We start from the raw sequence: 21735 nt of genomic DNA, 5'->3' as shown, positions 1-21735 counted from the left end.
AAGAGCCCGGAACAACCGTTCGCCGGTCGCGCTTGCAGGTCACCAGTCCGGCTTGGTGTAGCTCAGACCGTGATCCTCGAAGATCTTCGCCATCCGGCCGTCCTCGACGGCATAGCGGATGGCGTCATCGACGGCATAGGACAGCGGCCTCCAGTTGTGTCTGACGGCAAGCCCCAGCGTCCAGGAGGATTTCGCCAGGCCGGGAAAGGGTGGCATGTGAACCGCGAGTTCATCGGTCATGGCGTGCTCGATCTGTGACAGCGGCGCCATGACCGCCATCACCTCACCGTCAGCTAGCGCGGACATGGCGTCATCCGTGGTCGGGAACCGTTGCATGTTGGCAACGAGTTGGCCGCGGGCGAAACCGGAGAGATAGAAATCCGAAATCGTGTCGTTTTCCACGCCGACCGTGTCAAAACGGAAGTAGGCCGGAACAGGCGGGTCTTCCGGATAGGCGCCCTTGCGGTAAGCGATCGCAAGCTGCTCGTTGTAATACTGCCCGTTCAGAACGACCATCTCGTTCCGGCAGCCGAGTTCGCGGTCATAGGGCACGTGAAGCATTACGTTCGAAATCTGCCCGCCGATCAGTTTTCCCCGCCAGACATTGTTCCGAAGGTCGCCGTCGACATTTTCGTCGGCTGCCGTTGCTATGAACTGGGCCTCGACGCCGAGATCAGCCGCGATCAGCTTGCCGATCTCGATATCAACCCCCTTCAGCACACCACCTTCCTTGTAGGAAAAGGGCGGGAAGTCCTCGTAAACCGCGATCTTGATCGTGCCGCGTTCCTGAATGTCGTCGAGGCTCTGGCCGACGATATCCCGGCCGACATTCTGCGGTCTGCGCTCCGCTTCGTCGCCGAAACGCACATTCTCGCAGTTCTGTGCAAATGCACTTGTCCCGGCCATGATCAACATGGCCAGGAGCGAGAGTGCCGTTTGTTGCACGGGTTTGAGCATTATTGGGCGGCCGACAGTCCGATCGTCAGAATCTCAGCGGTTTTCTTGAGACTTTCATCAGACCCGTCCAATTGCAACACCGCACGTGAAGCAACCGAATCGGCTTTCGGGGCACCGGACCCTGTTTCGAGCGACTCGGCGATTTCGGACATTTCGGAGCGCATGGGCGCAATCGTTTCTTCTGCGTCAGCTGCCGAGGTCGTGTCCGCGAGCTCCTTGATCTTGTCCCGTATCGCTTTCAGCCGGTCGGAATGCGGATCCAGCGCGCCTTCATCCGGCCGTGTCTCGACATAGGTCCGGATGGCCCATGCCGCTTCCTGGCCGAGCAACTCTCCAAAGGCGGGCATCTTGGTGATGCCGTTTTGCGTGTAGCCGTACTGGTAGCGTTCCAGATACCACTCGTCGCCATAGTCGTCGGCCTCCAGGTAGCGCAGATCGGGCGCAAGCCCGCCGGAAATCACTTCAAGACCGTGGCAGCGCGCGCAGTTCTGATTGTAGCCGGATGCACCCACCTTGATCGCAAGCGCCCAGAATTCGCTTTCAGGATCCCGCCAGGGGTTCTCTGCAAGCCACTCCTCGCCGAGGTCGGGAAGGCCTGCCGTATCCACGGCTTGGGGGGCGACATCGCCATGGGCTTCCACGCGGCCCATCGGATCGAGCGAGGTCAGGGAAAGGGCGGTTCCGGCCGCAAAGATGCCGAGCATGCATTTGCGCAAATTCATGAGTTCTCTCCTCCCGAGATCATCGCGGTTAGATACGCACAGCTCTTATCGAGGCGCTATTGTACCAAGGGACAAGTCCCGTTTCCTTGCCCATTCAGCAATCTTCAGACTAACCTTCAAGCTGCGAGGAGGCCGCGTGTATCGAGTACGCGGGGAATGGTTTCATGATCACCAGATCGATTGCAAATTACTTAGTGATATTATGGTTTTGCAGCGGCGCGGCATATGCCGAGGTCGCGGTGACTATCGGATATCTTGAGAAGGTTGAGCCACAGCCGCCAGTGCTTTCCAATCTCGATCCGGTGCCTGAAAACGAGGGCCTGGCAGGCGCTGAAGTTGGCCTAAAGGACAATGCCACGACCGGCCGGTTCCTGAAGCAGACCTATAGCCTGGAACCAAGGATCGTGGAGGAGGATGGCGATTTCATATCCGCCGCGCGCCAACTTCTCGCGATCACGCCTTTCATCATCGTCAAGGCCCCCGGAGAGGATCTTCTTGCACTGGCCGACTTGCCGGAAGCAGCATCAGCGGTTCTCTTTAACGCCGGGTCGCCGGACAACGCCCTGAGAGATGCTTCCTGCCGGGCAAACGTGCTTCATACCCTGCCGTCACGCGCGATGTTGACGGATGCGTTGGCCCAGTTCGGCGTCCGCAGGAAGTGGACCGACTGGGTCGTGCTTGCAGGACCCAATCCCAAGGATCAGGCTTTCTCCGAGGCGCTGGACGCGTCGGCGCAGAAATTCGGAGTGCGTATCCTGGAACGCAGGGTCTGGGATGTCGATGCCGACATGCGCCGCAATGCCTTTCAGGAACTGCCGCTTTTTACTCAGGACTTTCCCGAGCATGACGTGCTGGTGGTCGCCGACGAGACCGATGATTTCGGCCGCTATGTTCCGTTCAACGCCTGGGAGCCGCGTCCGGTGGCCGGCACGGAGGGCCTGGTTCCGGCGGCGTGGGACCGCACGGTGGAACAATGGGGCGCAGCGCAGCTTCAGAACCGTTTCGAGGAATCCGCCGGTAGGCAGATGCGTCCCGTGGACTATGCCGCCTGGGCCGCCATGCGCACTATCGGCGAAGCCGTGACCCGGACCAACCAGGCCGAAGCCGGTCCGATCCGCGATTACATCATGTCGGAGGACTTCGAACTCGCGGGCTTCAAGGGACGGCCGCAGACCTTTCGGTCCTGGAACGGGCAAATGCGCCAGCCGATCCCCCTGACGCATCCCCGGGCGGTCGTCGCCCAGGCGCCGTTCGAGGGGTTCCTGCATCAAAGAACCGAGCTCGATACGCTCGGCATGGACGAGGCGGAAAGCGCCTGCACAGCATTCAGGGAGTGAAACATGCGAACGTTCTTGACGGTTGCCGGGCTAACGCTCGGTCTGGGACTTTCCACCGCTGCCGCCGACGAGGTCTGGGTCTCCAACGAGAAGGATGACACGATCAGCGTGATCGATATCGATACGCTTGAAGTCGTCCGCACGATCGAGGTCGGGGAACGGCCGCGCGGCATCACTTTCGCGATCGACCATTCGGTTCTCTACCTGTGTGCCTCCGACAGTGACACGGTTCAGGTGATCGACCCGGAAACGGGAAAGATCCTGCACGAACTGCCTTCGGGCGAAGACCCGGAACAGTTCGTGCTGCACCCGGACAACCGGCACCTTTACATCGCCAACGAGGATGACGCGATCACGACCGTGGTTGACACGGAAACCCGCAAGGTGATCGCGCAGATCGACGTCGGTATCGAGCCGGAAGGCATGGCGGTGTCGCCCGACGGCAAGATCGCGATCACCACCTCCGAGACCACCAACATGGCGCACTGGATCGATACCGGCACGCAGGAGCTTTTCGCCAACACGATCGTCGATCAGCGTCCGCGCCATGCCGAATTCACCCATGACGGGTCGGAGCTCTGGGTCAGTTCGGAAATCGGCGGCACGATCACCGTTTTCGATCGGGAAAGTCAGACGGAAAAAGCCAAGATCAATTTCGAGATCCAGGGCATTCACCCTGACCGCGTGCAGCCGGTCGGTTTCGAGATGACGAAGGACGGCAAGCATGTCTTCGTGGCGCTCGGTCCTTCCAACCACATCGCGGTCGTTGATCCGAAAACCTACGAAGTCACCGATTACATCCTGGTGGGCCGCCGTGTCTGGCACATGGCGTTCAACGGCGATGAAAGCCTGCTTTTCACAACAAATGGCGTGTCCGGAGACGTGACGGTGATCGATGTCGCGGAGCTGGCGCCTGTCAAGACAATCAAGGTCGGGCGCTTCCCATGGGGCGCGGCATACCGGCCGACGAACTAACTGAACCGGGAGGAAACCATGAAATTCTTGCTTGCCTGCGTCACGGCCTTCACGCTTGTCGCCGCACCGGCCATCGCCGACGGCGATGATGACGATGATGCTCCGTCCTTCGGAGTGGCCGGCATCATGTCGCGCGACAACCGGGAAGATCTTCCGCCCTTGACCTTGTCCGCAGGAACGCCTCTCAACGAAAGCGGCAAGCTGGAGCTGAAATCGGGAACCTATTACGAAGTCGAGATCGAGGCTGACGGTAGCCAGGAACTGGCCCTGGCGGGCGCTGATTTTTTCAGGGCGATCTGGATAGACGAGATCGTCATCGAGGGCATTGAAATTCGCCCGCTTGGCGTGGATAGTCTTGAATTCGACGAAGCCGGGACGGCGGAAATCAGTTTTCTCGCGATCAAGCCGGGAACCTACGACTTTGGCGTTCCCGGCAGCGACCTGCAGAAACTGGAGATCACCATCAAGTGACAGCGCGCCTGAGCGTTCAGGGCATCTCGCATTCCTACGGAAAGAAGACGGCGTTGAACAACGTCGGCTTCTCTCTTGAGAAAGGATCGTTTTGTGCACTTCTCGGCCCGAACGGTGCCGGAAAGAGCACACTGTTTTCGGTCCTGACGCGGCTCTTCGTCCCTGATGCGGGGGATATCAGCGTGGAGGGGCATTCGCTCTCGAGCGCGCCGGGAAAGGCGCTGGCGCAGATCGGCGTTGTCTTCCAGCAGCCGACCCTGGATCTGGATCTGACCGTCCGGCGCAATCTGAAATATTTTGCAGCGCTGCACGGTATCTCCGGCTCCCTCGCGGACAAACGAATAAAGACCGTGCTGGAGCGTGTCGACATGAGCGAGCGGATGCACGAGAAAGTCCGCGCGCTCAACGGCGGTCACCGGCGGCGCATGGAAATCGCGAGGGCGCTGATCCATGAACCGCAGGTGCTGCTGCTGGATGAGCCGACCGTCGGACTGGACGCGGCCACGCGGCATGCAATTACGGGTCACGTCCATGATCTTGCCGATGAACAGGGTCTGACGGTTCTGTGGGCGACGCATCTGGTCGATGAAATCCGGGACAGTGACCGTCTCATCGTGCTCCACAAGGGTGTTGTCCTTGCCATCGGCAATGCTGCCGGAATTGCCGATGGCATGACATTGCAGTCGCGCTTTCTGGAAATGACGGGGGACAGCGAATGAACGCGGCCCTGATCTGCCTTGTCGCCATCGTGCACCGCGAAGCCTCGCGCTTCGTGTCGCAGCGGGGCCGGTTTCTGGCAGCGATCGTCCGGCCGCTGGTCTGGCTGATCGTGTTCGCCGCCGGGTTCCGGGCCGCACTTGGTCTGTCGATCCAGCCGCCCTACCAGACCTACATCACCTACGAGGTCTATATCGTTCCCGGCCTGTGCGGCATGATCCAGCTCTTCTCGGGCATGCAGTCGTCCCTGAGCCTCGTATACGACCGCGAGATGGGTTCGATGCGCCTGCTTCTGACCAGCCCGATCCCCCGTTGGTGGCTGCTGTTCTGCAAGCTCTTTGCGAGCACCACCATATCGATCTTTCAGGTCTATACCTTTCTGGCGATCGCGGCGCTGACGGGAATCGATTTCTCGTTTGCGGGATATGTCGCGATCCTGCCCGCGTTGATCCTGAACGGGTTGATGCTTGGGGCGCTCGGGCTTCTGCTCTCCAGCACGATCAGCCAGTTGGAGAACTTTGCCGGCGTCATGAATTTCGTCATCTTCCCGATGTTCTTCCTGTCGACGGCGCTCTATCCGCTCTGGAAGATGGCAGAGGCGTCGCCCCTGCTTCGGGACATTTGCACCTTCAATCCGTTCTCGCACGGTGTCGAACTGATCCGCTTCGCACTCTACGGCCAGTTTAACGGTATGGCGCTCGTCTGGGTGCTGTTGGCTTTTGGTGTGTTTCTCGGGCTCAGCATTTTGGGGTATGATCCCGCACGCGGCATTGTTCGGCGGAAGGCCTGAGCGCATTGGGCAGGATTTGAAAACACGGAGGTCCGGACATGAAATCAGGTGTTGTTACGGCTTTGTTGGCGGCGGGTTTCCTCGCTCAGGCGGCGCAGGCTGAAGAAATCGACAGTGGCGGCACGCTCAATCCGGATGAAATGAGCCTCAACAAGTCGCTTGCCAGGGCACTTGAAGGTGATGTCGACATGGTCGTCTGCGCGCAGGGCTACTTGATGACCAAGCGAGGCGACCATGAAGCCGCGCGCAAAGTCTTCCAGAACTGTGCAGACAAGGGCTGGACAGGCACGATGACCTGGATGGCCTACATGGACCAGAACGGACTCGGACAGGACGAGGATCCGGAAGCGGCTGCGGCCTGGGACCGCAAAGCGGCGGAGGCGGGTGATCCGGTCGGCGAATTCAACTATGGGCTGGATCTCTTGCGCGGATACGGCGTCGAGCAGGATCCGGATCGCGGCAGGGAGTTTATCGACCGCTCTGCCGAGCAGGGGTTCGAGACGGCCGAAGAGCTTCGCAAGAGCGGGTATGACTGGAAAAGCGTGACGCCGGATGCCGATGAATGGAAGTTCCAGCGGATCTACTAGGACCTTGAACTTCGGACAGGCAACCCGATCCCGCACATGAAGAAGCGTGGCGATGAAGCCGTTCTACCTCGATGTCCTAAACCAGCTTGACCTTCCCCGATCGCTCGCGGAGTTCGACCCGGTGGTCATCGGGACACCGCCACTGGGCATCGCGACGGATTCGAGCGACATCGACATCGCGTGTTCCGCGTCTGACTTCGACAGGTTCGCCCGTGTTGCGAACCGCGCATTCGGATCGATGCATTCCTTTTCGATCCGAACCACGGACCATTTGCCGGAACCCGCGATCATTGCGTCGTTTTTTGCGTGCGAATGGGAAATCGAGGTTTTTTGCCAGCAAATTGCGACGGCACATCAGTGGGGTGTTCGTCACTTTCGCATAGAGGAAAAACTCCTGGCTCTGCGGCCGGAGCTGCGCGAACGGATTGTCGAACTCAAGCAGGGCGGCATGAAGACGGAGCCCGTATTCGCGAGAGTTCTCGACCTCGTGGGAGATCCTTACGAAGCGCTCCTTCGCCTGGAAGGACAGTCCGACGATCGGCTTCTGGCATTGCTCTAGTTGGCGCGCGCCGCCTCGCCCGGGCCATCCGGTTTAAAGGGGTTCGATCCACGGATCCCCGGATCCAGCCTGTAGCGCTTCAGCGCGATATCCAGCGCGTTTTCGATCCATCCCTTCGGAACGATGTGGCCACGGTCATGCACGCACAGCATCACCTCCTTGCCGCTCTCACAGCTGGACCAGGTCCGGCAGTCATGTCCGTTCACGATCTCGCTTTTGTCAGGCCCGGCGGCACATAGATTGGTGCGGCGCCACAGGTCGACCGCGACATTGGGATCGCCGTCCTGGTCAAGCGGCATTTTCATGACATTGTCCTTGAAGCCGTGCACGTGCATGACATTCACCGGCCCCGTCGGACAGGTTATGGCGTCCTGTCTGTAAAGCGTGCCGGCCGCCGGGAGGATACCCGCGATCAGGTCGCCGGCGTCGCAGGCAACCCGCCAGGCCATTGCGGAGCCGTAGGAGAACCCGGTTGCGTAAATCCGGGTGCCGTCGATCGGGTAGCGCTTTGCCACGTCTTCCAGCACAGCGCGGACAAACGGCACATCCCGGTTGTCCCGTTCCCAGAAGTCCCATGTCCGGTGCAGTCCTTCCGGCGCGACCAGCAGGGCGCCATTGCTTTCGATGGCGTTCAGGACCTTCGGGTTCTTCAGCGGATGCTTGGAATCGCGCTTCCACCCATGAAAGTGGATCAGAACCGGCAACGGCTGTTCTCCATTCCAGTTTTCCGGCGGTTTGGCGCGGTAGACCCTGTCTCCGACGTCGCAGGCCTTGTCCAGGCCGCAAGGCATCTCCCCGGGGGGCGCGGCAGAAGCGGTGAGAACACCGGCGAAGAGGAAAAGCAGGGCGAACAGCGCCGGTGATTTCATCGGGACTTTCCTGGGGCGGCAGGCAACATGACAGGCACGGTAGGGTGCATCGCAAGGCGAGCCAACTCAAAACGCCGTTAGCGGAAAGTGAGGCTCGATTGCGCCGGTTCCCCGTAAGGGGCGATGCTGCGCGGGTTCCCCGAAATTGCTGCGGTGCACTTTTGTAATGTCCCGGATTTCTGAGGTTCCTAAGGTGCACTATGGTGCAATTCTCCAGCGCAGGCACTTCCACTAGACTGAAAATCAGGGAGGCGGCGGCAACGTTTTTGGTCTGGGATCCGGACGCGTCGCTCTGTCCGAACTGAACCTGGGAGGAGACAGGATGAGGAAGTTTCTCGCAATGGCAGCGGTCAGTGCGCTCGCGATGACAGGTGCGCACGCCGACGTGACTGAAGAAGATCTGGCGAATGACGCGACCACCACCGGGAGCGTTCTGACCAACGGAATGGGGCGCGACCAGCAACGCTTTTCGCCGCTGAAGATCATCAACAAGGACAACGTGAAGAATGTCGTTCCGGCCTGGGCGTTTTCGCTCGGCGGAGAGAAACAGCGCGGTCAGGAAACCCAGCCGCTGATCTATGACGGCGTCATGTACATCACAGGCTCATATTCACGTCTCTACGCGATCGACGTGAAAACCGGCGAGGAGATCTGGCAGTATGACGCACGTCTGCCGGAGGGGATCCTGCCTTGTTGCGATGTCGTCAACCGCGGTGCGGCGATCTACGGCGACAAGATCTACTTCGGAACGCTTGATGCCCGCATCGTGGCGCTCGACCTGAAAACCGGCGATGTTGTCTGGCGCAAGAAAATCGCCGACTACAAGGCCGGATATTCCTACACGGCGGCTCCGGTCATCGTGAACGGGCTGATCGTAACCGGCAACTCCGGCGGCGAGTTCGGCATCGTCGGTGAGGTTCAGGCACGGGACGCTGAAACGGGTGAACTGGTCTGGACCCGGCCTGTCATCGAGGGTCACATGGGCACCTTCAAGGGTGAGGAAAGCACCATGACCGGCACGCTGAATGCGACCTGGCCGGGCGACATGTGGAAAACCGGCGGCGGCGCCACCTGGCTCGGCGGCACCTACGACAAGGACACCAACACGCTGGTCTTCGGCGCCGGCAACCCGGCCCCCTGGAACAGCTGGCTGCGCGCCGCCGGAAATCCATCCGGAACCGAAGGAGACAATCTCTATGCGGCGTCCCGGATCGGCATCAACCCGGAAAACGGCGAGATCAAGTGGCACTACCAGACCACACCGCGCGAAGGCTGGGATTTCGACGGCGTCAACGAGGTCATTCCGTTTGTCGATGCAAGTGGCAACAAGCGCTACGCGACCGCCGACCGGAACGGCTTCTTCTATGTCCTGAACCGGGATGATGGTGCGTTCGTGAACGCCTGGCCGTTCGTGAAAGAGATCACGTGGGCTGAGGGGATCGGCGAGGATGGCCGTCCGAAATTCAATGAAGGCAATCGTCCGGGCGACCCGAGCAAGGCGGCGGACGGCAAGAAGGGCGAGGTGGTGTTTGCCGTTCCCTCGTTCCTTGGTGGCAAGAACTGGATGCCGATGGCGCACAGCCCGGACACCGGCCTGTTCTACGTTCCATCGAACGAGTGGGGCATGGATATCTGGAACGAGCCGATCACCTACAAGAAAGGTGCGGCCTATCTCGGCTCCGGTTTCACCATCAAGCCGATCTTCGAGGACTATATCGGCTCCCTGAAGGCGATCGATCCGAACACGGGTGAAATCAAGTGGGAACACAAGAACAACGCTCCCCTGTGGGGCGGTGTGATGACCACGGCCGGTGGTCTCGTGTTCACCGGAATGCCTGAGGGTCAGTTCAAGGCATTCGATGCTGACACAGGTGAAGAACTCTGGTCCTTCCAGACCGGCTCCGGTATCGTCGGTCAGCCGATCACCTGGGACATGGACGGAGAGCAGTACATTGCGATCTCGTCCGGTTGGGGTGGCGCCGTGCCTCTTTGGGGCGGTGAAGTGGCCAAGAAGGTGAACTACCTGAATCAGGGTGGCTCGATCTGGGTGTTCAAACTGCCCAAGCAGCTGGCATCCTCGAACTAGGCCTGCGAAGATATGTCACCTCCGGCGGGCTCCCCGCCGGAGGTGATCCGACCCTTGCACCGGATGATGCGACTGCGGGTCATGATGGATCTATCGTCCGAAACCGGGAGGCAAACGCAAATGTCTATCGAGGCTGAAGGCGCAACCAAGTTCCTGATCATCGACGATCATCCCCTTTTCAGGGAAGCGCTTCACAGCGCCGTGGAACTTGCCTATCCGAACTCGGACACGCTCGACGCCGCGTCCCTGGACGATGCCTGTGCGCTGCTGGATGACGACGCAGGATTTGATCTTGCCCTTCTGGACCTGTCGATCCCCGGCGTGAAGGGCATGGATGGTCTTTTGCATTTGCGCACCCACTATCCGCGTCTTCCCGTCGTGGTGGTTTCCGGCGCTGAGGAAGCGCCGATCATTGCGCAGGTGATGGCCTACGGAGCTGCCGGGTTCATACCCAAGTCTTCCAAGAAAACAACGCTCGCCGAGGCGATTCAGCAGGTGATGAACGGCGCGACCTATCTCCCGGAAACCTATACCGACCCGGAGGAAGAGCCGCTTGACGATCAGACACGGAAAATGATCGAGCGCCTGTCCAGCCTGACGCCTCAGCAAATCCGTGTCCTGCACATGATATGCAACGGCTTGCTGAACAAGCAGATTGCCTATGAACTCCAGGTCGGCGAGACGACCGTGAAGGCACACGTGTCGGAAATTCTAAGAAAACTCTGTGTTGCCAGCCGCACCCAGGCCGTGATCGAAGTCAAGAAACTAGAGGCTTTGGGCTCCACCGGTCCCTTCGACGCGATGGCGTCCTCAGAGGCACCGGCGCCGACAAGACACCACAGCTGAGAGCGGGTGGTCCGCACCCGAAGAGCCTGAAACGTTTCACTTGTTCGAATTGACCAGATGCGTTGCCAGTGCGCGCAGTTGTGCGGGTTTCACCGGCTTCGGCAGATGCTCGACGCCAAGCTGCTTCGCCCGCTCGCCGAGGGCCTGTGACGCATCGGCCGTGGCCAGGATCGCTGGAACGCGCGCAGGCAGGATTTCAAACAGCCGCTCGAGCGTGTCCGTGCCAAGATCCCCGAAGTCCAGGTGATGGTCCGCAATGATCAGGTCGGGCAGCCAAGCGCCGTCTTCAAGTGCCGCGATCGATTGTGAGGTCGAGCGGGCAATCCTGTAGAGGCAGCCCCAGTTCGACAAGAGGCCGGCCATCGCCTCCAGCACCGCCGGGTCATTTTCGATGACCAGGATTTTCTTGCCCGTGAGATTGGCGCTTGAATGCGCCGAGACCGGTGCCACCGGCGCTGCATGGATGACGGAGGGCGGCGCGTCGGTGCGCTTGGCACGGATGCGGAACACGCTTCCCTTGCCGGGCGTGGAACGGACGCTGACCTCGTGATTGAGCGCGGTCATCAGCCGGCGGACGATGGCAAGCCCGAGTCCGAGGCCCGTTCCGTGTTCCGCATCGCCCTGGGGTAGCGGGCCGCGGTGAAACTCCTCGAAGATCTTTTCCTGCTGGTCCTCGTGGATGCCGGGTCCCGTATCGATCACTTCGATCGCGATGTCGTCGCCCTGCCTGCGCGTGCCGATCAGGACACCGCCCCGGTCAGTATAGCGGATCGCATTGGTGATCAGGTTTTGCAGGGCGCGCCGCAGCATCAGCCGGTCTGTATAGACACAGTCATTTGTTACCGCGACGCGAAGGCGCAGTCCCTTCTTTTCCGCGATCGGGCGCAGGTCGGAGAGGAGACTGGAAAGGATGGGCGGTATGGGCACGGACGCGAACCGGGGCATCGTCACCCCGGCGTCGAGCTTGGAAATGTCGAGCAGGGTGCGCAGCAACTCGTTCATCGTGTCGAGCGAGCGCTCGACCTGGTTGACCATCGATCGCGCCTGGTCGGACGGCTGCAGATCGTAGAGCGACGAGATTGTCAGTTGCGCGGCATTGAGAGGTTGCAGGATGTCGTGGCTCGCAGCGGCCAGGAACTGCGTCTTGGAGCGGTTGGCGCGCTCGGAAATGTCCTTCTGGCGGGCAAGCTCGATATTGGTTTCTTCGAGACGGTGGAGAGCGGTCGTGAGCTCGTCCGTGCGCCGCCGGACCTGGCCTTCCAGCGAGATCGCGGTCTGGAACAGCGAAAATGCATTGCGCTGCTGGTCCATGGCCTGTTCGACCCGGTCGACCAGGGCGGCATTGATCTTCTGCAGGCGCATGACATCGTCAATGTCGGACAGGCTCATGACTGATCTCCCGTACTCGGTTCCCGTCTGGCAAAAGCGATGCCGGTAAACGTCTGATTGAGATGCATCGACAGGTATTGTTCGCCGTAGGTGTTGAAGCCGACAACGTTGTACTTCTGATAGATCTTCTGAATTCGCTGGGTCGCCTGGCGGTTCTGCGCATCGATCCGCCGAAGGACGCAGTCAAAGCCGAGAACGAAATCGACGCTGCCGATCTCCCGAACCACGTTTTCGAAGGCGGTGTTGGTCGAGCGCGTCATGCCGGTCGGCTCGGCGACGGTGAGCACGATACCATCGTCAATGGCGCAGAAGAAGGACAGGGACCCGTCCGGGTTCACTTTCTGAACCGAGCGGCAGTAGTATTCGCCGCCGACCCGGACAACCAGTGGATGGGACGCGAAGCTCATCGGCGACAATGCGCCGGGGTCTATGCCGACGGCGCGCGCATACTCGATCGCCGCTTCCGTCGCATTGAACTCGTAAATGATACGCCGCTCCGGGTCGGACCGGGTGACCACGAGTTTCCGGTCTGTCGGCACGAAATTGTCCGTCTTGAAGATCTTGAACGGCACCGTGCTCTTGAAGAAGACCACGATCGCGCAATCGTCGCCGATCTCGCCATTGAGAATGAGCGACGTGCGCGTGAACCGCATGCTGTCCCCGGCCGAACCGCCCAAAAGAGGTATGTCCTCCAGTGCCCAGTGAAGCGCGGCGGTGACCATTTCCTCAACGACGGACATGCCGTCGATCAGGCAAATCGCGAAAATGTCGCCCTCGTCGGACCCGTTGCGATGCTGGGCGCTTGCATTCTCGAAGGTCTGCCGGGCTTCCTTGACCTGCGTCACGATACGGTCGAAGCCGATGGAGGTGATCCCTTCGATCCGCAAAGGCACTGTCAAGAAGTGGTTCTTCGGAAACAGCACGGCGAGGCACTGCCCTGTGTCGCCGTCCGGAGCGCCGATTTCCCCTGCGGTCGAACAGGCGGCATAGGGAAGGCCATCCGCGAATGCCGCCATTTTCCCGGTAATGAGATCGGGGGGAAAGGTGTCCTGCGAGAAAAACAGCAGGCAGAGGCCGAACTGCCCTGACCGCGCAGCCGCGCCGATATCAACCCAGAATAAGTGTTCGTGCGGCTGGCTGGTCGTGATGACCTCCACACCGCAGGCGTGCCGCGTCCCTGATCTCGGGTTCAATGTCTCCTCCCGGCGCCGGCATCTTCTTAGGTTGGGATGTCCGCCGCCAAGGCCAATTTGTAGCTCTTGAAGGAGAAGCTTGTAAAGCTGGTCTCACCCCGGCCTAAAGTACAGTGTACAGCCGCCCGCCACTGTTCTTTTCTACGATGTGAGGAACTTGAAGCAATTCGAGTGGGAGGACACGATGGAAATTTCCGGCACAAGGTTGATACCGGCCGGCAGGGAGAAGGTCTGGCAGGCCCTCAACGATCCCGAAGTGCTTAAGACCTGCATACCCGGCTGCGAGAGCCTGGAAAAGACATCGGATACCGAGATGAACGCCTCGGTCACGACGAAGATCGGGCCGGTCAAGGCAAAGTTCAAAGGTGCCGTCACGCTTGAAAACATCAACGCGCCGGAGAGCTACACGATCGTGGGCGAAGGCAAGGGTGGCGTCGCCGGATTTGCCAAGGGAGCCGCCGATGTCAGGCTTGAAGATGCGGACGGAGGAACGCTTCTCACCTATGAGGCCAAGGCCCAGGTTGGCGGCAAGCTGGCGCAGCTCGGCAGCCGGTTGATTGATTCGACCGCAAAAAAGATGGCCGAGGACTTCTTCACCAAGTTTTCCGATACGGTAGCGGACCAGGAAGCACCCGCATCCAGCGCGGCCCCGGTGGAAGAGCCCGCACCGTCTGTCGCAGATGCTGCGCCGGAAGAAGTTTCCATGCCGGCCGCCGCTGCGATGGAAACGCATTCCACCAAACCTGCAGAGCCTCGGGCCGACACCAATGAGCGGGTCTTCGGCGGACCGCTGATCTGGAGTCTTGTCGGTCTGGGCGCCGTGGTCATCATCTTGGCCGCCGTCTTCTGAAGCGGCGCGCTGTTTGAAATTACGCCGGCGCGAAGCCGGGTTTTCCTGTTTCGGGCCTGAGGTGGAGGCCCTGGAACCGTCTACTGGGAGAGGAATTTATGTCGAAGGTATCGTTTGTTTTGAACGGCAAGTCAGTGTCTGCTGATGTTGAGGACCGGACGTTGCTTGTATCGTTTATCCGGGATGTTCGTGGTCTGACCGGGACGCATGTTGGGTGTGACACGTCACAGTGCGGTGCGTGCGTTGTTCATGTTGACGGCAAGGCGGTCAAGTCCTGCACGATGTTGGCGGCGCAGGCGGACGGGTGTGAGGTTGTGACGCTTGAGGGGATCGGGTCTGCGGATGCGCTTCATCCTGTTCAGGCGGCGTTCCGGGAGCATCACGGACTTCAGTGCGGTTTCTGCACGCCGGGGATGATCATGAGCGCGGTTGACATGATCAGCCGTCACGGTGCTGGCAATCTTGACGAGGCGACGATCCGTGATGAGCTTGAGGGCAACATCTGCCGGTGCACGGGCTATCACAACATTGTCAAGGCGATCAAGGCGGCGTCGGACCAGATGGCGGGGATAGCGCAGGCGGCCGAATAGGGTCTTCGGGTTTGTTTTGAGAGCGGGTTTTCCGCGTGTTTGAGACGAGGGGACCGATCGGCCGGCGCAGCTCTTGAGGAGGGGGTGCGTTTGTGTCTGGTGAGTGTTTCCGGCTTCAGGTTTTGGGAGAGAGAAGATGGCGATTGAGGGGATTGGCGCACGCGCGCTTCGCAAGGAAGACAAGCGCTTCATCACGGGCAAGGGCCGGTATACGGACGACATGGTTCTTCCCGGGATGGGTCATGCGGCGTTTGTGCGGTCTCCGCATGCGCATGCGAAGGTGACGGGGCTTGATGCGAGCGCTGCGCTTGCGATGCCGGGTGTTGATGCGGTTCTGACGGGGGACCAGCTTGTCGGGGACGGGATCGGCAATCTGATCTGCGGCTGGATGATCCATTCCAAGGACGGCACGCCGATGAAGATGGGCGGCTGGCGGGCGCTTGAGCCTGAGGTTGTGCGCCATGTTGGCCAGGCTGTTGCGGTTGTTGTTGCCGATACGGCTGCGCAGGCGCGCGATGCGGCGGATGCGGTTGTTGTCGACTACGAGGAGCTTCCAGCTGTTGTCGATCCGGTTGCCGCGCTTGCGCCCGGCGCGCCGCAGGTGCATCCGGAGGCGGAAGGCAACCTGATCTACGACTGGGAGATCGGGGATGGGGCGGCTGTTGATGCGGCGTTTGCGGGCGCCGCGCATGTGACGAAGATGGAGATCCGCAACAACCGTCTTGTTCCGAACCCGATGGAGCCGCGGGCGGCGCTTGCCAGTTACGACGATGCGGAAGAGCATCACACGCTCTACACGACCTCGCAGAACCCGCATGTGGCGCGTCTTGTGCTGTCGGCGTTCTACAATGTGGCGCCGGAGCACAAGCTGCGTGTGATCGCACCGGATGTGGGCGGCGGCTTCGGGTCGAAGATCTACATCTACCCGGAAGAGATGGTGTGCCTTTGGGCGTCCAAGCGTGTGGGCCGCCCGGTGAAGTGGGTGTCGGACCGGACCGAAGCGTTCCTGACGGATGCGCATGGGCGCGACCACGTGTCGGAGGCGGAGCTTGCGCTTGATGCGGACAACCGGATTGTCGGACTTCGTGTGAACACGGTCGCCAATCTTGGCGCGTACATGTCGCTGTTCTCGTCGGCGGTGCCGACCTATCTTTATGCAACGCTCTTGTCTGGCCAGTACAACATCCCGGCGATCCACGCGAATGTGAAGACGGTCTATACCAACACGACGGCGGTTGACGCCTATCGGGGCGCGGGCCGTCCGGAGGCGACGTATCTTCTTGAGCGGATCATGGAGACGGCGGCGCGGGAGGTGGGGCTGTCGCCTGCGGACTTCCGGCGCAAGAACTTCGTGCGGGAGTTCCCGCACCAGACGCCGGTGATCATGTGCTACGACGCGGGCGACTATGACGTGACGCTGGATGCGGCGCTGTCGGCAGCCGACTATGCGGGCTTTGCGGCGCGCAAGGCGGAAGCGGCCTCGCGCGGCAAGCTGCGGGGGATCGGTCTTTCCTGCTACATCGAGGCGTGCGGGATTGCGCCGTCCGCTGCGGTGGGGTCGCTTGGGGCCGGTGTGGGTCTTTGGGAATCGGCCGAGGTGCGGGTGAACCCGGTCGGCACGGTGGAGGTCCTGACGGGGTCCCACAGCCATGGCCAGGGTCACGAGACGACGTTTGCGCAGCTGATCTGCGAGCGGTTCGGTCTTGACAGCGATGCGGTGTCGATCGTTCACGGGGATACGGACAAGGTCCAGTTCGGGATGGGGACCTACGGGTCGCGGTCCGGAGCGGTCGGCATGTCCGCGATCGTGAAGGCGCTGGACAAGGTGGAGGACAAGGCGAAGAAGATCGCGGCGCACCTGATGGAGGCGTCGGAAGGCGACATCCAGATCGAGGGCGGCGAGCTGAAGGTCGCCGGCACGGACAAGAAGCTGTCGTTCACGGAAGTGGCGCTTGCGGCCTATACGGCGCACAATCTTCCCGAAGGCATGGAGCCTGGTCTGAAGGAGGGGGCGTTCTACGACCCGTCGAACTTCACGTTCCCGGCGGGCACCTATGTGTGCGAGGTCGAGGTTGATCCGGAGACGGGCAAGACGGAGATCGTGAGCTTTGTCGCGGCCGACGACTTCGGCAAGGTGATCAATCCGATGATCGTGGAAGGCCAGGTTCACGGGGGTCTTGTTCAGGGGATCGGGCAGGCGCTTCTTGAGAACGCGGCCTATGACGAGAGCGGTCAGCTTCTGACGGCGTCCTACATGGACTACACGATGCCGCGGGCGGATGATGTTCCCTCGTTCAGCCTGTCGACGCACGAGACGCTTTGCCCCGGCAATCCGCTTGGAATGAAGGGGTGCGGCGAGGCCGGTGCGATCGGGTCACCGCCGGCCGTGATCAACGCGATCACGGATGCGATCGGGTCGAACGATCTGACGATGCCTGCGACGCCGGAGAAGGTGTGGCAGCTGTGCCGCTCGCAGGAGAAGCAGGCGGCCGAATAAGGTTGAAGAGAAACGTTCTTCGGGCAGGCGTTGCCTGCCCGCTCATCTGACATTGAGAGTTTGGGGAGACCCGTCATGTATGAAACAACCTATCACCGCGCCGGTTCGGTCGCTGACGCATCGGATCTGATGTCGAAGGCGGAGGACGGCAAGGTTCTTGGCGGCGGCCAGACGCTTCTGCCGACGATGAAGCAGCGTCTTGCGTCGCCGAGCGATCTTGTTGATGTGACGAAGATCGCGGAGATGAACGGCATCTGCGAGGGCGAGGGCAGCCTGTCGATCGGGGCTGCGACGACGCATGCGGAGGTTGCCGCTTCGGATCTGGTTCGCTCGAAGCTTCCGAGCCTTGCCGGACTTGCGGGCGGCATCGGCGATCCGGCTGTGCGGCACATGGGCACGATCGGGGGCTCGATTGCGAACAACGACCCGGCAGCGGACTATCCGGCGGCGCTGGTCGCGCTGGGGGCAACGGTGGTGACGAGCAAGCGCTCGCTCAGCGCCGAGGACTTTTTTGTCGGCATGTTCGACACGGCGCTGGACGAGGACGAGATCGTCGTGTCGGTGACGTTCCCGCTGATCGAGAAGGGGGCTTATGCCAAATACCCGAACCCGGCCTCGCGCTATGCCATGGCAGGGGTCTACGTGGCCCGGCACCTGGACGGCTCGGTCCGGGTTGCGGTGACCGGGGCGGGCCACTACGGCGTCTTCCGGGTCGACGGCATGGAAGCGGCACTGGCCGGCAACTGGTCGCCGGACGCGGTCGCCGCCATCAAGGTGGATGCCGGCTCCATGCTGCACGACATCCACGGCTCCGCCGCCTACCGCGCAAACCTCGTCACCGTCATGGCAAAACGCGCCGTCGAAAAAGCAGGCTGACAAAAGCTGAACCAATGTCATCCTTATGCGGCGCCCGCATTTCGGGCGCCGTTTTGCTTTGTCTGCCTTTTAAGACCTGCACAAATCTGAATTTGAGCCACGTTGCGTGGCCTGTGCCGTGCGTCACAGGTCCGGGCGCTTGCGGATCGCTATCTTTTGAGTGTCGGAAGGGCAGGTCGTGCACCTGTTCAACGGTATCTTCAGTCAAACCGCTTTAGACTGACGGAAACCGAAACCCCCGATCCGGGCAACAGGAGAGAATGATGTCAGCGCACGTGACGGCAAACGGCCATCAGGACCAACCCAGGGATCTGGACATTTCCACGCCCCGTTACGGGTCTGCCGCCCGTCTGCTTCATTGGGCCGTGGCCGTGCTTGTGCTCGTGACCTGGCCGCTCGGGCTCATGATCGGTTTTGCCAAGAAGGACGTGGTTTCGAGCTTCTACCTGCTTCACGAGAGCTTCGGGTTCGTGATCCTCTGGCTGATGCTTCTGCGGGTCGGCAACAAGCTTGTCGCCAAGGCGCCGCCTCACGAAGGCCCGGCCATCGAGCGCATTGCCGCAGCTTCGGTTCACGGGCTTCTCTATGCGTTCCTGATCATCATGCCTGTCTCGGGGTTCCTGGCGACCAACGCGCACGGTTTTCCGCTGAACTGGTTCGGGATCGTCGAGGTCTGGAGCCCGATCGGCAAGAGCCCCGACATTGCCTGGACGTTGTCCGCCATACACGAATGGAGCGCCTGGATACTGCTCGCTCTGTTCGCGCTTCACATCGGTGCGGTTCTGTTTCACCACATGCTTAAAAGAGACAAGACACTTTACAAGATACTTTAGCCTTTGAAGCTGCACCGAAGAAGCGCGTGGGCGGCCGGTACATTGGAGTGCCGGCCGCCGCCTTTCCTTGCCTCGCAAAAAAGAGCTCTGGTGCATTACCCGGTGTTGCCGGGAGTTTCCGATTCGAGCGGATCTTCATCTGATCGCCACAGGCCGACGGTCAATTCCTGCTGCCGCCCTCGGATCGCGACAGTCTCCTGGCGCGGCGGCACGAATTCCGTTCCGGACATGCCGGCGGTGTGTATCAGGTCGGATGAGAGCACAACCGATGCGTCGTGGTTCTTGGCCACTTCCAGCAGGCGGCTGGCCACGTTGACGCAGTCGCCTGTTGCCGCGATCTGCTGTTGCCTGTCATGGCCGAGGCGGGACAGGACAACCGGCCCGACATGCGCGCCCACCCGCACACGGCTGATGCGCGCACCCATGCCTGCGTTTTCTATCCACTCACGCACGGCACGCTCCAGCAGAAAGCAGCATCGGGCAGCGTTTCCCGGATCGTCTTTTGAGGCGTCGGGGATACCGAACCCGAGCATGGCGCCATCGCCCATGAAATCCAGCACGACCCCGTCGCACTGGCTGACGACATCGACGACAATGGTGTGAAAATCCTTCAGGAAGTCCCTCGTTCTGACCGGACCGAGTTCTTCGCTGAGGCCGGTATAGCCCGACAGATCGATGAACAGCATCGCTGCGGACTGCTCTTTGGGGTCGGCCAGAAAGGAAGGGTCTTCGGCAACGCGGCTTGCCAGTTTCGGCGACTGGAAGCGGCCCAGGGCTTCGCTTGCGCGCGCAAGTTTCTGGGAGCGTAGACGTTCGAACACCTGCCGGGAAAGAAGCAGGACGATGACCGGAGGCAGGCTCGCGGCGAAGGGAAGGGCGGCATTCAGCCATTGCCCTTGTCCGAACAGGACGATTGTGAGCGCGAGCCAGCCCGCAAGGAGGGCGAGATATAAAATGACTGCCGGCGCGAGCGGCAAAAAGGCAACGGAGGCAAGCCCCAGAAGCGTGATCGTCAGGGCTGCCGCTGCGTCGCTGAGACGTATTGCGCCGTTGCGCCGGAGCGCCGACCCGTCAATGAGATTTGCAATGCCCGTAGCCTGTATCTCGACCCCCGGCATGACCGGGTCGAAAGGTGTCGCGAACCGGTCGCCGACGGCCGTCGCCGTGACGCCGAGAACGGCAAGACGTCCCTCCAGGTTGACCGGATCACCGTTCAAGAGGCTTGCCGCGCTGATTGTTTCGATCGCCTCCGCCGGGCCGTAGTAATTGAGGGCAAGGTGCCAGCCGAGATCGAGGGGCTGGACGCGGCCGCCGATGCGGACCCCCTCCTCGGTAACGCTTGGTGTCTGGCCTGAAAAGCGTTCCAGGGCCTTGAGGCTGAAGGAGGGCTGTAGACCTGTTCCGGAAAGAAACAGGAGCGGTATGTGCCGCGGCGTACCGCCGCCATCGGTCACGATGTTCACGAGGCCCACGGAGGCGGCGTCCGTGAACCGGGCTTCAGGGCCAAGCGCTTCGCGCACCACGGGAACCGCGCTCGCCGTCTGTTCCGCTTCGCTGACACGGGCAGCGACCGCAATCACCGCCGGAAGTGTCTCCAGCGCCGCCGCAAGCGCGGCGTCATCTTTTGCCGTTGTTTCTCCCGACAGGAGAATATCGACAGCGAGTGCCTCCGCACCCGCTTCCCGGATCCTTATGATCAGCTCTGCAAGCGTATTCCGGTTGAGGGGATAGGTTCCGATCTCCGACACGGTGCGGTCGTCGATCGCGATGATGGCGATATCCTTCGGAGCCGGCCTTTTGCCGGCAAGTGTTATGCGCAGGTCAAGGAGCACCGTCTCGAAACGGTCAATGACGCTCGCCTTGCCGGCAAGGTGTTGCTGGCACAGCAGTGCCGCCCAGAACAGGCCTGTTAGCAGCGCTATCGCGGCAACCCAGCGCGGCAGCGCAGATGTCATCGCCCGAAGCGGTTCAACAGGTTCGTGACGCGCTGTGCGCCCCATTCGCGCACGACCAGCGGTTCACCGGGGGTGACGTCGACCCCGAACCCGGGACCGAGGACAACCGTGTCGCTGCCATCGGGCCGGGAGACCGAGACCTCGCCCTCGCTGACGAAGACGGCTGTTTTGCTATCTTCCACGTCAACGGCATATTCCGTTCCGCGAACGGCGGCGATCGCGTGCGGTGTCCGGATCTGGAACGGGCCGCTGCCCGGTTCAACCTCGATCAGGACCGCGTCTGACGAAACCTCGACATCGGTGGGCCGGCCATCGGGCGCCGCCGTCACGATGCCGAGCGCAGCCGCAGCTTCCGCTTCTATCACCAGACCGCCCGGACATTGATAGGCGACTCGAGGCGGATCCCCGAGATCGGTTGCCGTGCAGCCCGCAAGCGTTTGTGCCGCCGCGGGATGAGACAACACGATGACCAGGAGCGAGAGCAACGTTGGCAGGACGAAGTTTCTCATTGTCACCTCTTTGAAAAATGCTTTTCAATCGAGTCCGATTGGTATCATACCTGCATGTCGGTAGCAGACCGTGCTTAAAGTTGTAAGAAGCTGATTGCGTCAAATATAGGCAGAAAGAGGTTAGAAC

21 protein-coding genes are annotated in these 21735 nt (G+C 61.1%); 14 read left to right on the top strand and 7 right to left on the bottom strand.

The features are described 5' to 3' along the window. Window positions 1-39: 39 nt before the first annotated feature. Entirely contained in the window at window positions 40-957 is a 918-nt protein-coding gene (locus RDA78_RS05280; protein ID WP_434054306.1) for a substrate-binding periplasmic protein, read from the bottom strand. After that, the gene (gene pedF / locus RDA78_RS05275; protein WP_434054305.1) at window positions 957-1679 is read right to left on the bottom strand and encodes a cytochrome c-550 PedF; all 723 of its coding nucleotides are present in this window, start codon (window positions 1677-1679) and stop codon (window positions 957-959) included. The genes RDA78_RS05280 and pedF overlap by 1 nt, the downstream gene beginning before the upstream one ends. Window positions 1680-1918: 239 nt before the next feature. On the opposite strand from pedF, the gene RDA78_RS05270 reads away from it, so the two are divergent. From RDA78_RS05270 to RDA78_RS05240, 7 genes are read left to right on the top strand one after another with little or no spacing between them, the layout of a single operon-like run. Then, entirely contained in the window at window positions 1919-3016 is a 1098-nt protein-coding gene (locus RDA78_RS05270; protein WP_434054304.1) for an ABC transporter substrate-binding protein, read from the top strand. Window positions 3017-3019: 3 nt separating this feature from the next. Continuing rightward, complete coding sequence (locus tag RDA78_RS05265; protein ID WP_434054303.1) at window positions 3020-3991, top strand: YVTN family beta-propeller repeat protein; 972 nt, start codon at window positions 3020-3022, stop codon at window positions 3989-3991. Window positions 3992-4009: 18 nt separating this feature from the next. Next, window positions 4010-4462 (top strand): hypothetical protein, encoded by a 453-nt coding sequence (locus tag RDA78_RS05260; protein ID WP_434054302.1) that lies wholly within the window; start codon window positions 4010-4012, stop codon window positions 4460-4462. Next, entirely contained in the window at window positions 4459-5181 is a 723-nt protein-coding gene (locus tag RDA78_RS05255; RefSeq protein ID WP_434054301.1) for an ABC transporter ATP-binding protein, read from the top strand. Before RDA78_RS05260 ends, RDA78_RS05255 begins: the two co-directional genes overlap by 4 nt. After that, on the top strand, window positions 5178-5969 hold the full coding sequence (locus tag RDA78_RS05250; protein WP_434054300.1) for an ABC transporter permease: 792 nt from the start codon (window positions 5178-5180) through the stop codon (window positions 5967-5969). Before RDA78_RS05255 ends, RDA78_RS05250 begins: the two co-directional genes overlap by 4 nt. Before the next feature lie 38 nt (window positions 5970-6007). Further along, window positions 6008-6556, top strand: coding sequence for a tetratricopeptide repeat protein (locus RDA78_RS05245; RefSeq protein ID WP_434054299.1), 549 nt, complete (start codon window positions 6008-6010; stop codon window positions 6554-6556). A 52-nt stretch (window positions 6557-6608) separates the two neighbouring features. Further along, window positions 6609-7115 carry a DUF4269 domain-containing protein gene (locus tag RDA78_RS05240; RefSeq protein WP_434054298.1) on the top strand — a complete coding sequence of 169 codons (507 nt, stop codon included), beginning with the start codon at window positions 6609-6611 and terminating at the stop codon, window positions 7113-7115. Here RDA78_RS05240 and RDA78_RS05235 read toward each other — a convergent pair. Beyond that, window positions 7112-7984 carry an alpha/beta hydrolase family esterase gene (locus RDA78_RS05235; protein WP_434054297.1) on the bottom strand — a complete coding sequence of 291 codons (873 nt, stop codon included), beginning with the start codon at window positions 7982-7984 and terminating at the stop codon, window positions 7112-7114. The genes RDA78_RS05240 and RDA78_RS05235 overlap by 4 nt on opposite strands. Before the next feature lie 322 nt (window positions 7985-8306). Between RDA78_RS05235 and RDA78_RS05230 the strand changes: the two genes are divergently transcribed. Both RDA78_RS05230 and RDA78_RS05225 read left to right on the top strand, forming a co-directional pair. Beyond that, complete coding sequence (locus RDA78_RS05230; protein WP_434054296.1) at window positions 8307-10070, top strand: PQQ-dependent methanol/ethanol family dehydrogenase; 1764 nt, start codon at window positions 8307-8309, stop codon at window positions 10068-10070. A gap of 120 nt (window positions 10071-10190) precedes the next feature. Next, a complete protein-coding gene (locus RDA78_RS05225; protein ID WP_434054295.1) occupies window positions 10191-10916 on the top strand; it encodes a response regulator in 726 nt (241 codons plus the stop codon). A gap of 36 nt (window positions 10917-10952) precedes the next feature. Here the strand turns inward: RDA78_RS05225 and RDA78_RS05220 are convergent, their stop codons facing one another. Both RDA78_RS05220 and RDA78_RS05215 read right to left on the bottom strand, forming a co-directional pair. Then, on the bottom strand, window positions 10953-12305 hold the full coding sequence (locus tag RDA78_RS05220; protein WP_434054294.1) for an ATP-binding response regulator: 1353 nt from the start codon (window positions 12303-12305) through the stop codon (window positions 10953-10955). Then, window positions 12302-13498: an FIST N-terminal domain-containing protein gene (locus tag RDA78_RS05215; protein ID WP_434054293.1), complete on the bottom strand. Its 1197-nt coding sequence runs from the start codon at window positions 13496-13498 to the stop codon at window positions 12302-12304. The genes RDA78_RS05220 and RDA78_RS05215 overlap by 4 nt, the downstream gene beginning before the upstream one ends. Window positions 13499-13682: 184 nt before the next feature. Here RDA78_RS05215 and RDA78_RS05210 point away from each other — a divergent pair, with 184 nt between their 5' ends. The 5 genes from RDA78_RS05210 to RDA78_RS05190 all read left to right on the top strand — a co-directional run bounded on the left by RDA78_RS05210 (window position 13683) and on the right by RDA78_RS05190 (window position 19144). Then, window positions 13683-14348 (top strand): SRPBCC domain-containing protein, encoded by a 666-nt coding sequence (locus RDA78_RS05210; protein WP_434054292.1) that lies wholly within the window; start codon window positions 13683-13685, stop codon window positions 14346-14348. A 98-nt stretch (window positions 14349-14446) separates the two neighbouring features. Further along, window positions 14447-14938 carry a (2Fe-2S)-binding protein gene (locus RDA78_RS05205; protein ID WP_434051743.1) on the top strand — a complete coding sequence of 164 codons (492 nt, stop codon included), beginning with the start codon at window positions 14447-14449 and terminating at the stop codon, window positions 14936-14938. A gap of 136 nt (window positions 14939-15074) precedes the next feature. Continuing rightward, window positions 15075-17435, top strand: a complete 2361-nt coding sequence (locus RDA78_RS05200) for a xanthine dehydrogenase family protein molybdopterin-binding subunit (protein WP_434051744.1) — start codon at window positions 15075-15077, stop codon at window positions 17433-17435. A 75-nt stretch (window positions 17436-17510) separates the two neighbouring features. Then, a complete protein-coding gene (locus RDA78_RS05195) occupies window positions 17511-18311 on the top strand; it encodes an FAD binding domain-containing protein (protein ID WP_434051745.1) in 801 nt (266 codons plus the stop codon). A gap of 263 nt (window positions 18312-18574) precedes the next feature. Then, window positions 18575-19144 (top strand): cytochrome b, encoded by a 570-nt coding sequence (locus RDA78_RS05190; protein WP_434054291.1) that lies wholly within the window; start codon window positions 18575-18577, stop codon window positions 19142-19144. A 95-nt stretch (window positions 19145-19239) separates the two neighbouring features. Here RDA78_RS05190 and RDA78_RS05185 read toward each other — a convergent pair whose 3' ends face one another. Together RDA78_RS05185 and RDA78_RS05180 are read right to left on the bottom strand one after the other, a co-directional pair. Then, window positions 19240-21144 carry a CHASE2 domain-containing protein gene (locus RDA78_RS05185; protein ID WP_434054290.1) on the bottom strand — a complete coding sequence of 635 codons (1905 nt, stop codon included), beginning with the start codon at window positions 21142-21144 and terminating at the stop codon, window positions 19240-19242. Continuing rightward, the gene (locus RDA78_RS05180) at window positions 21096-21608 is read right to left on the bottom strand and encodes a FecR domain-containing protein (protein WP_434054289.1); all 513 of its coding nucleotides are present in this window, start codon (window positions 21606-21608) and stop codon (window positions 21096-21098) included. Before RDA78_RS05180 ends, RDA78_RS05185 begins: the two co-directional genes overlap by 49 nt. Between the last annotated feature and the right edge of the window lie 127 nt (window positions 21609-21735).

Source organism: Roseibium sp. (assembly GCF_051016195.1).
GTDB lineage: Bacteria > Pseudomonadota > Alphaproteobacteria > Rhizobiales > Stappiaceae > Roseibium.
Note: the sequence above shows the minus strand (reverse complement) of the source record. Positions and strands in the feature narration are given on the sequence as shown.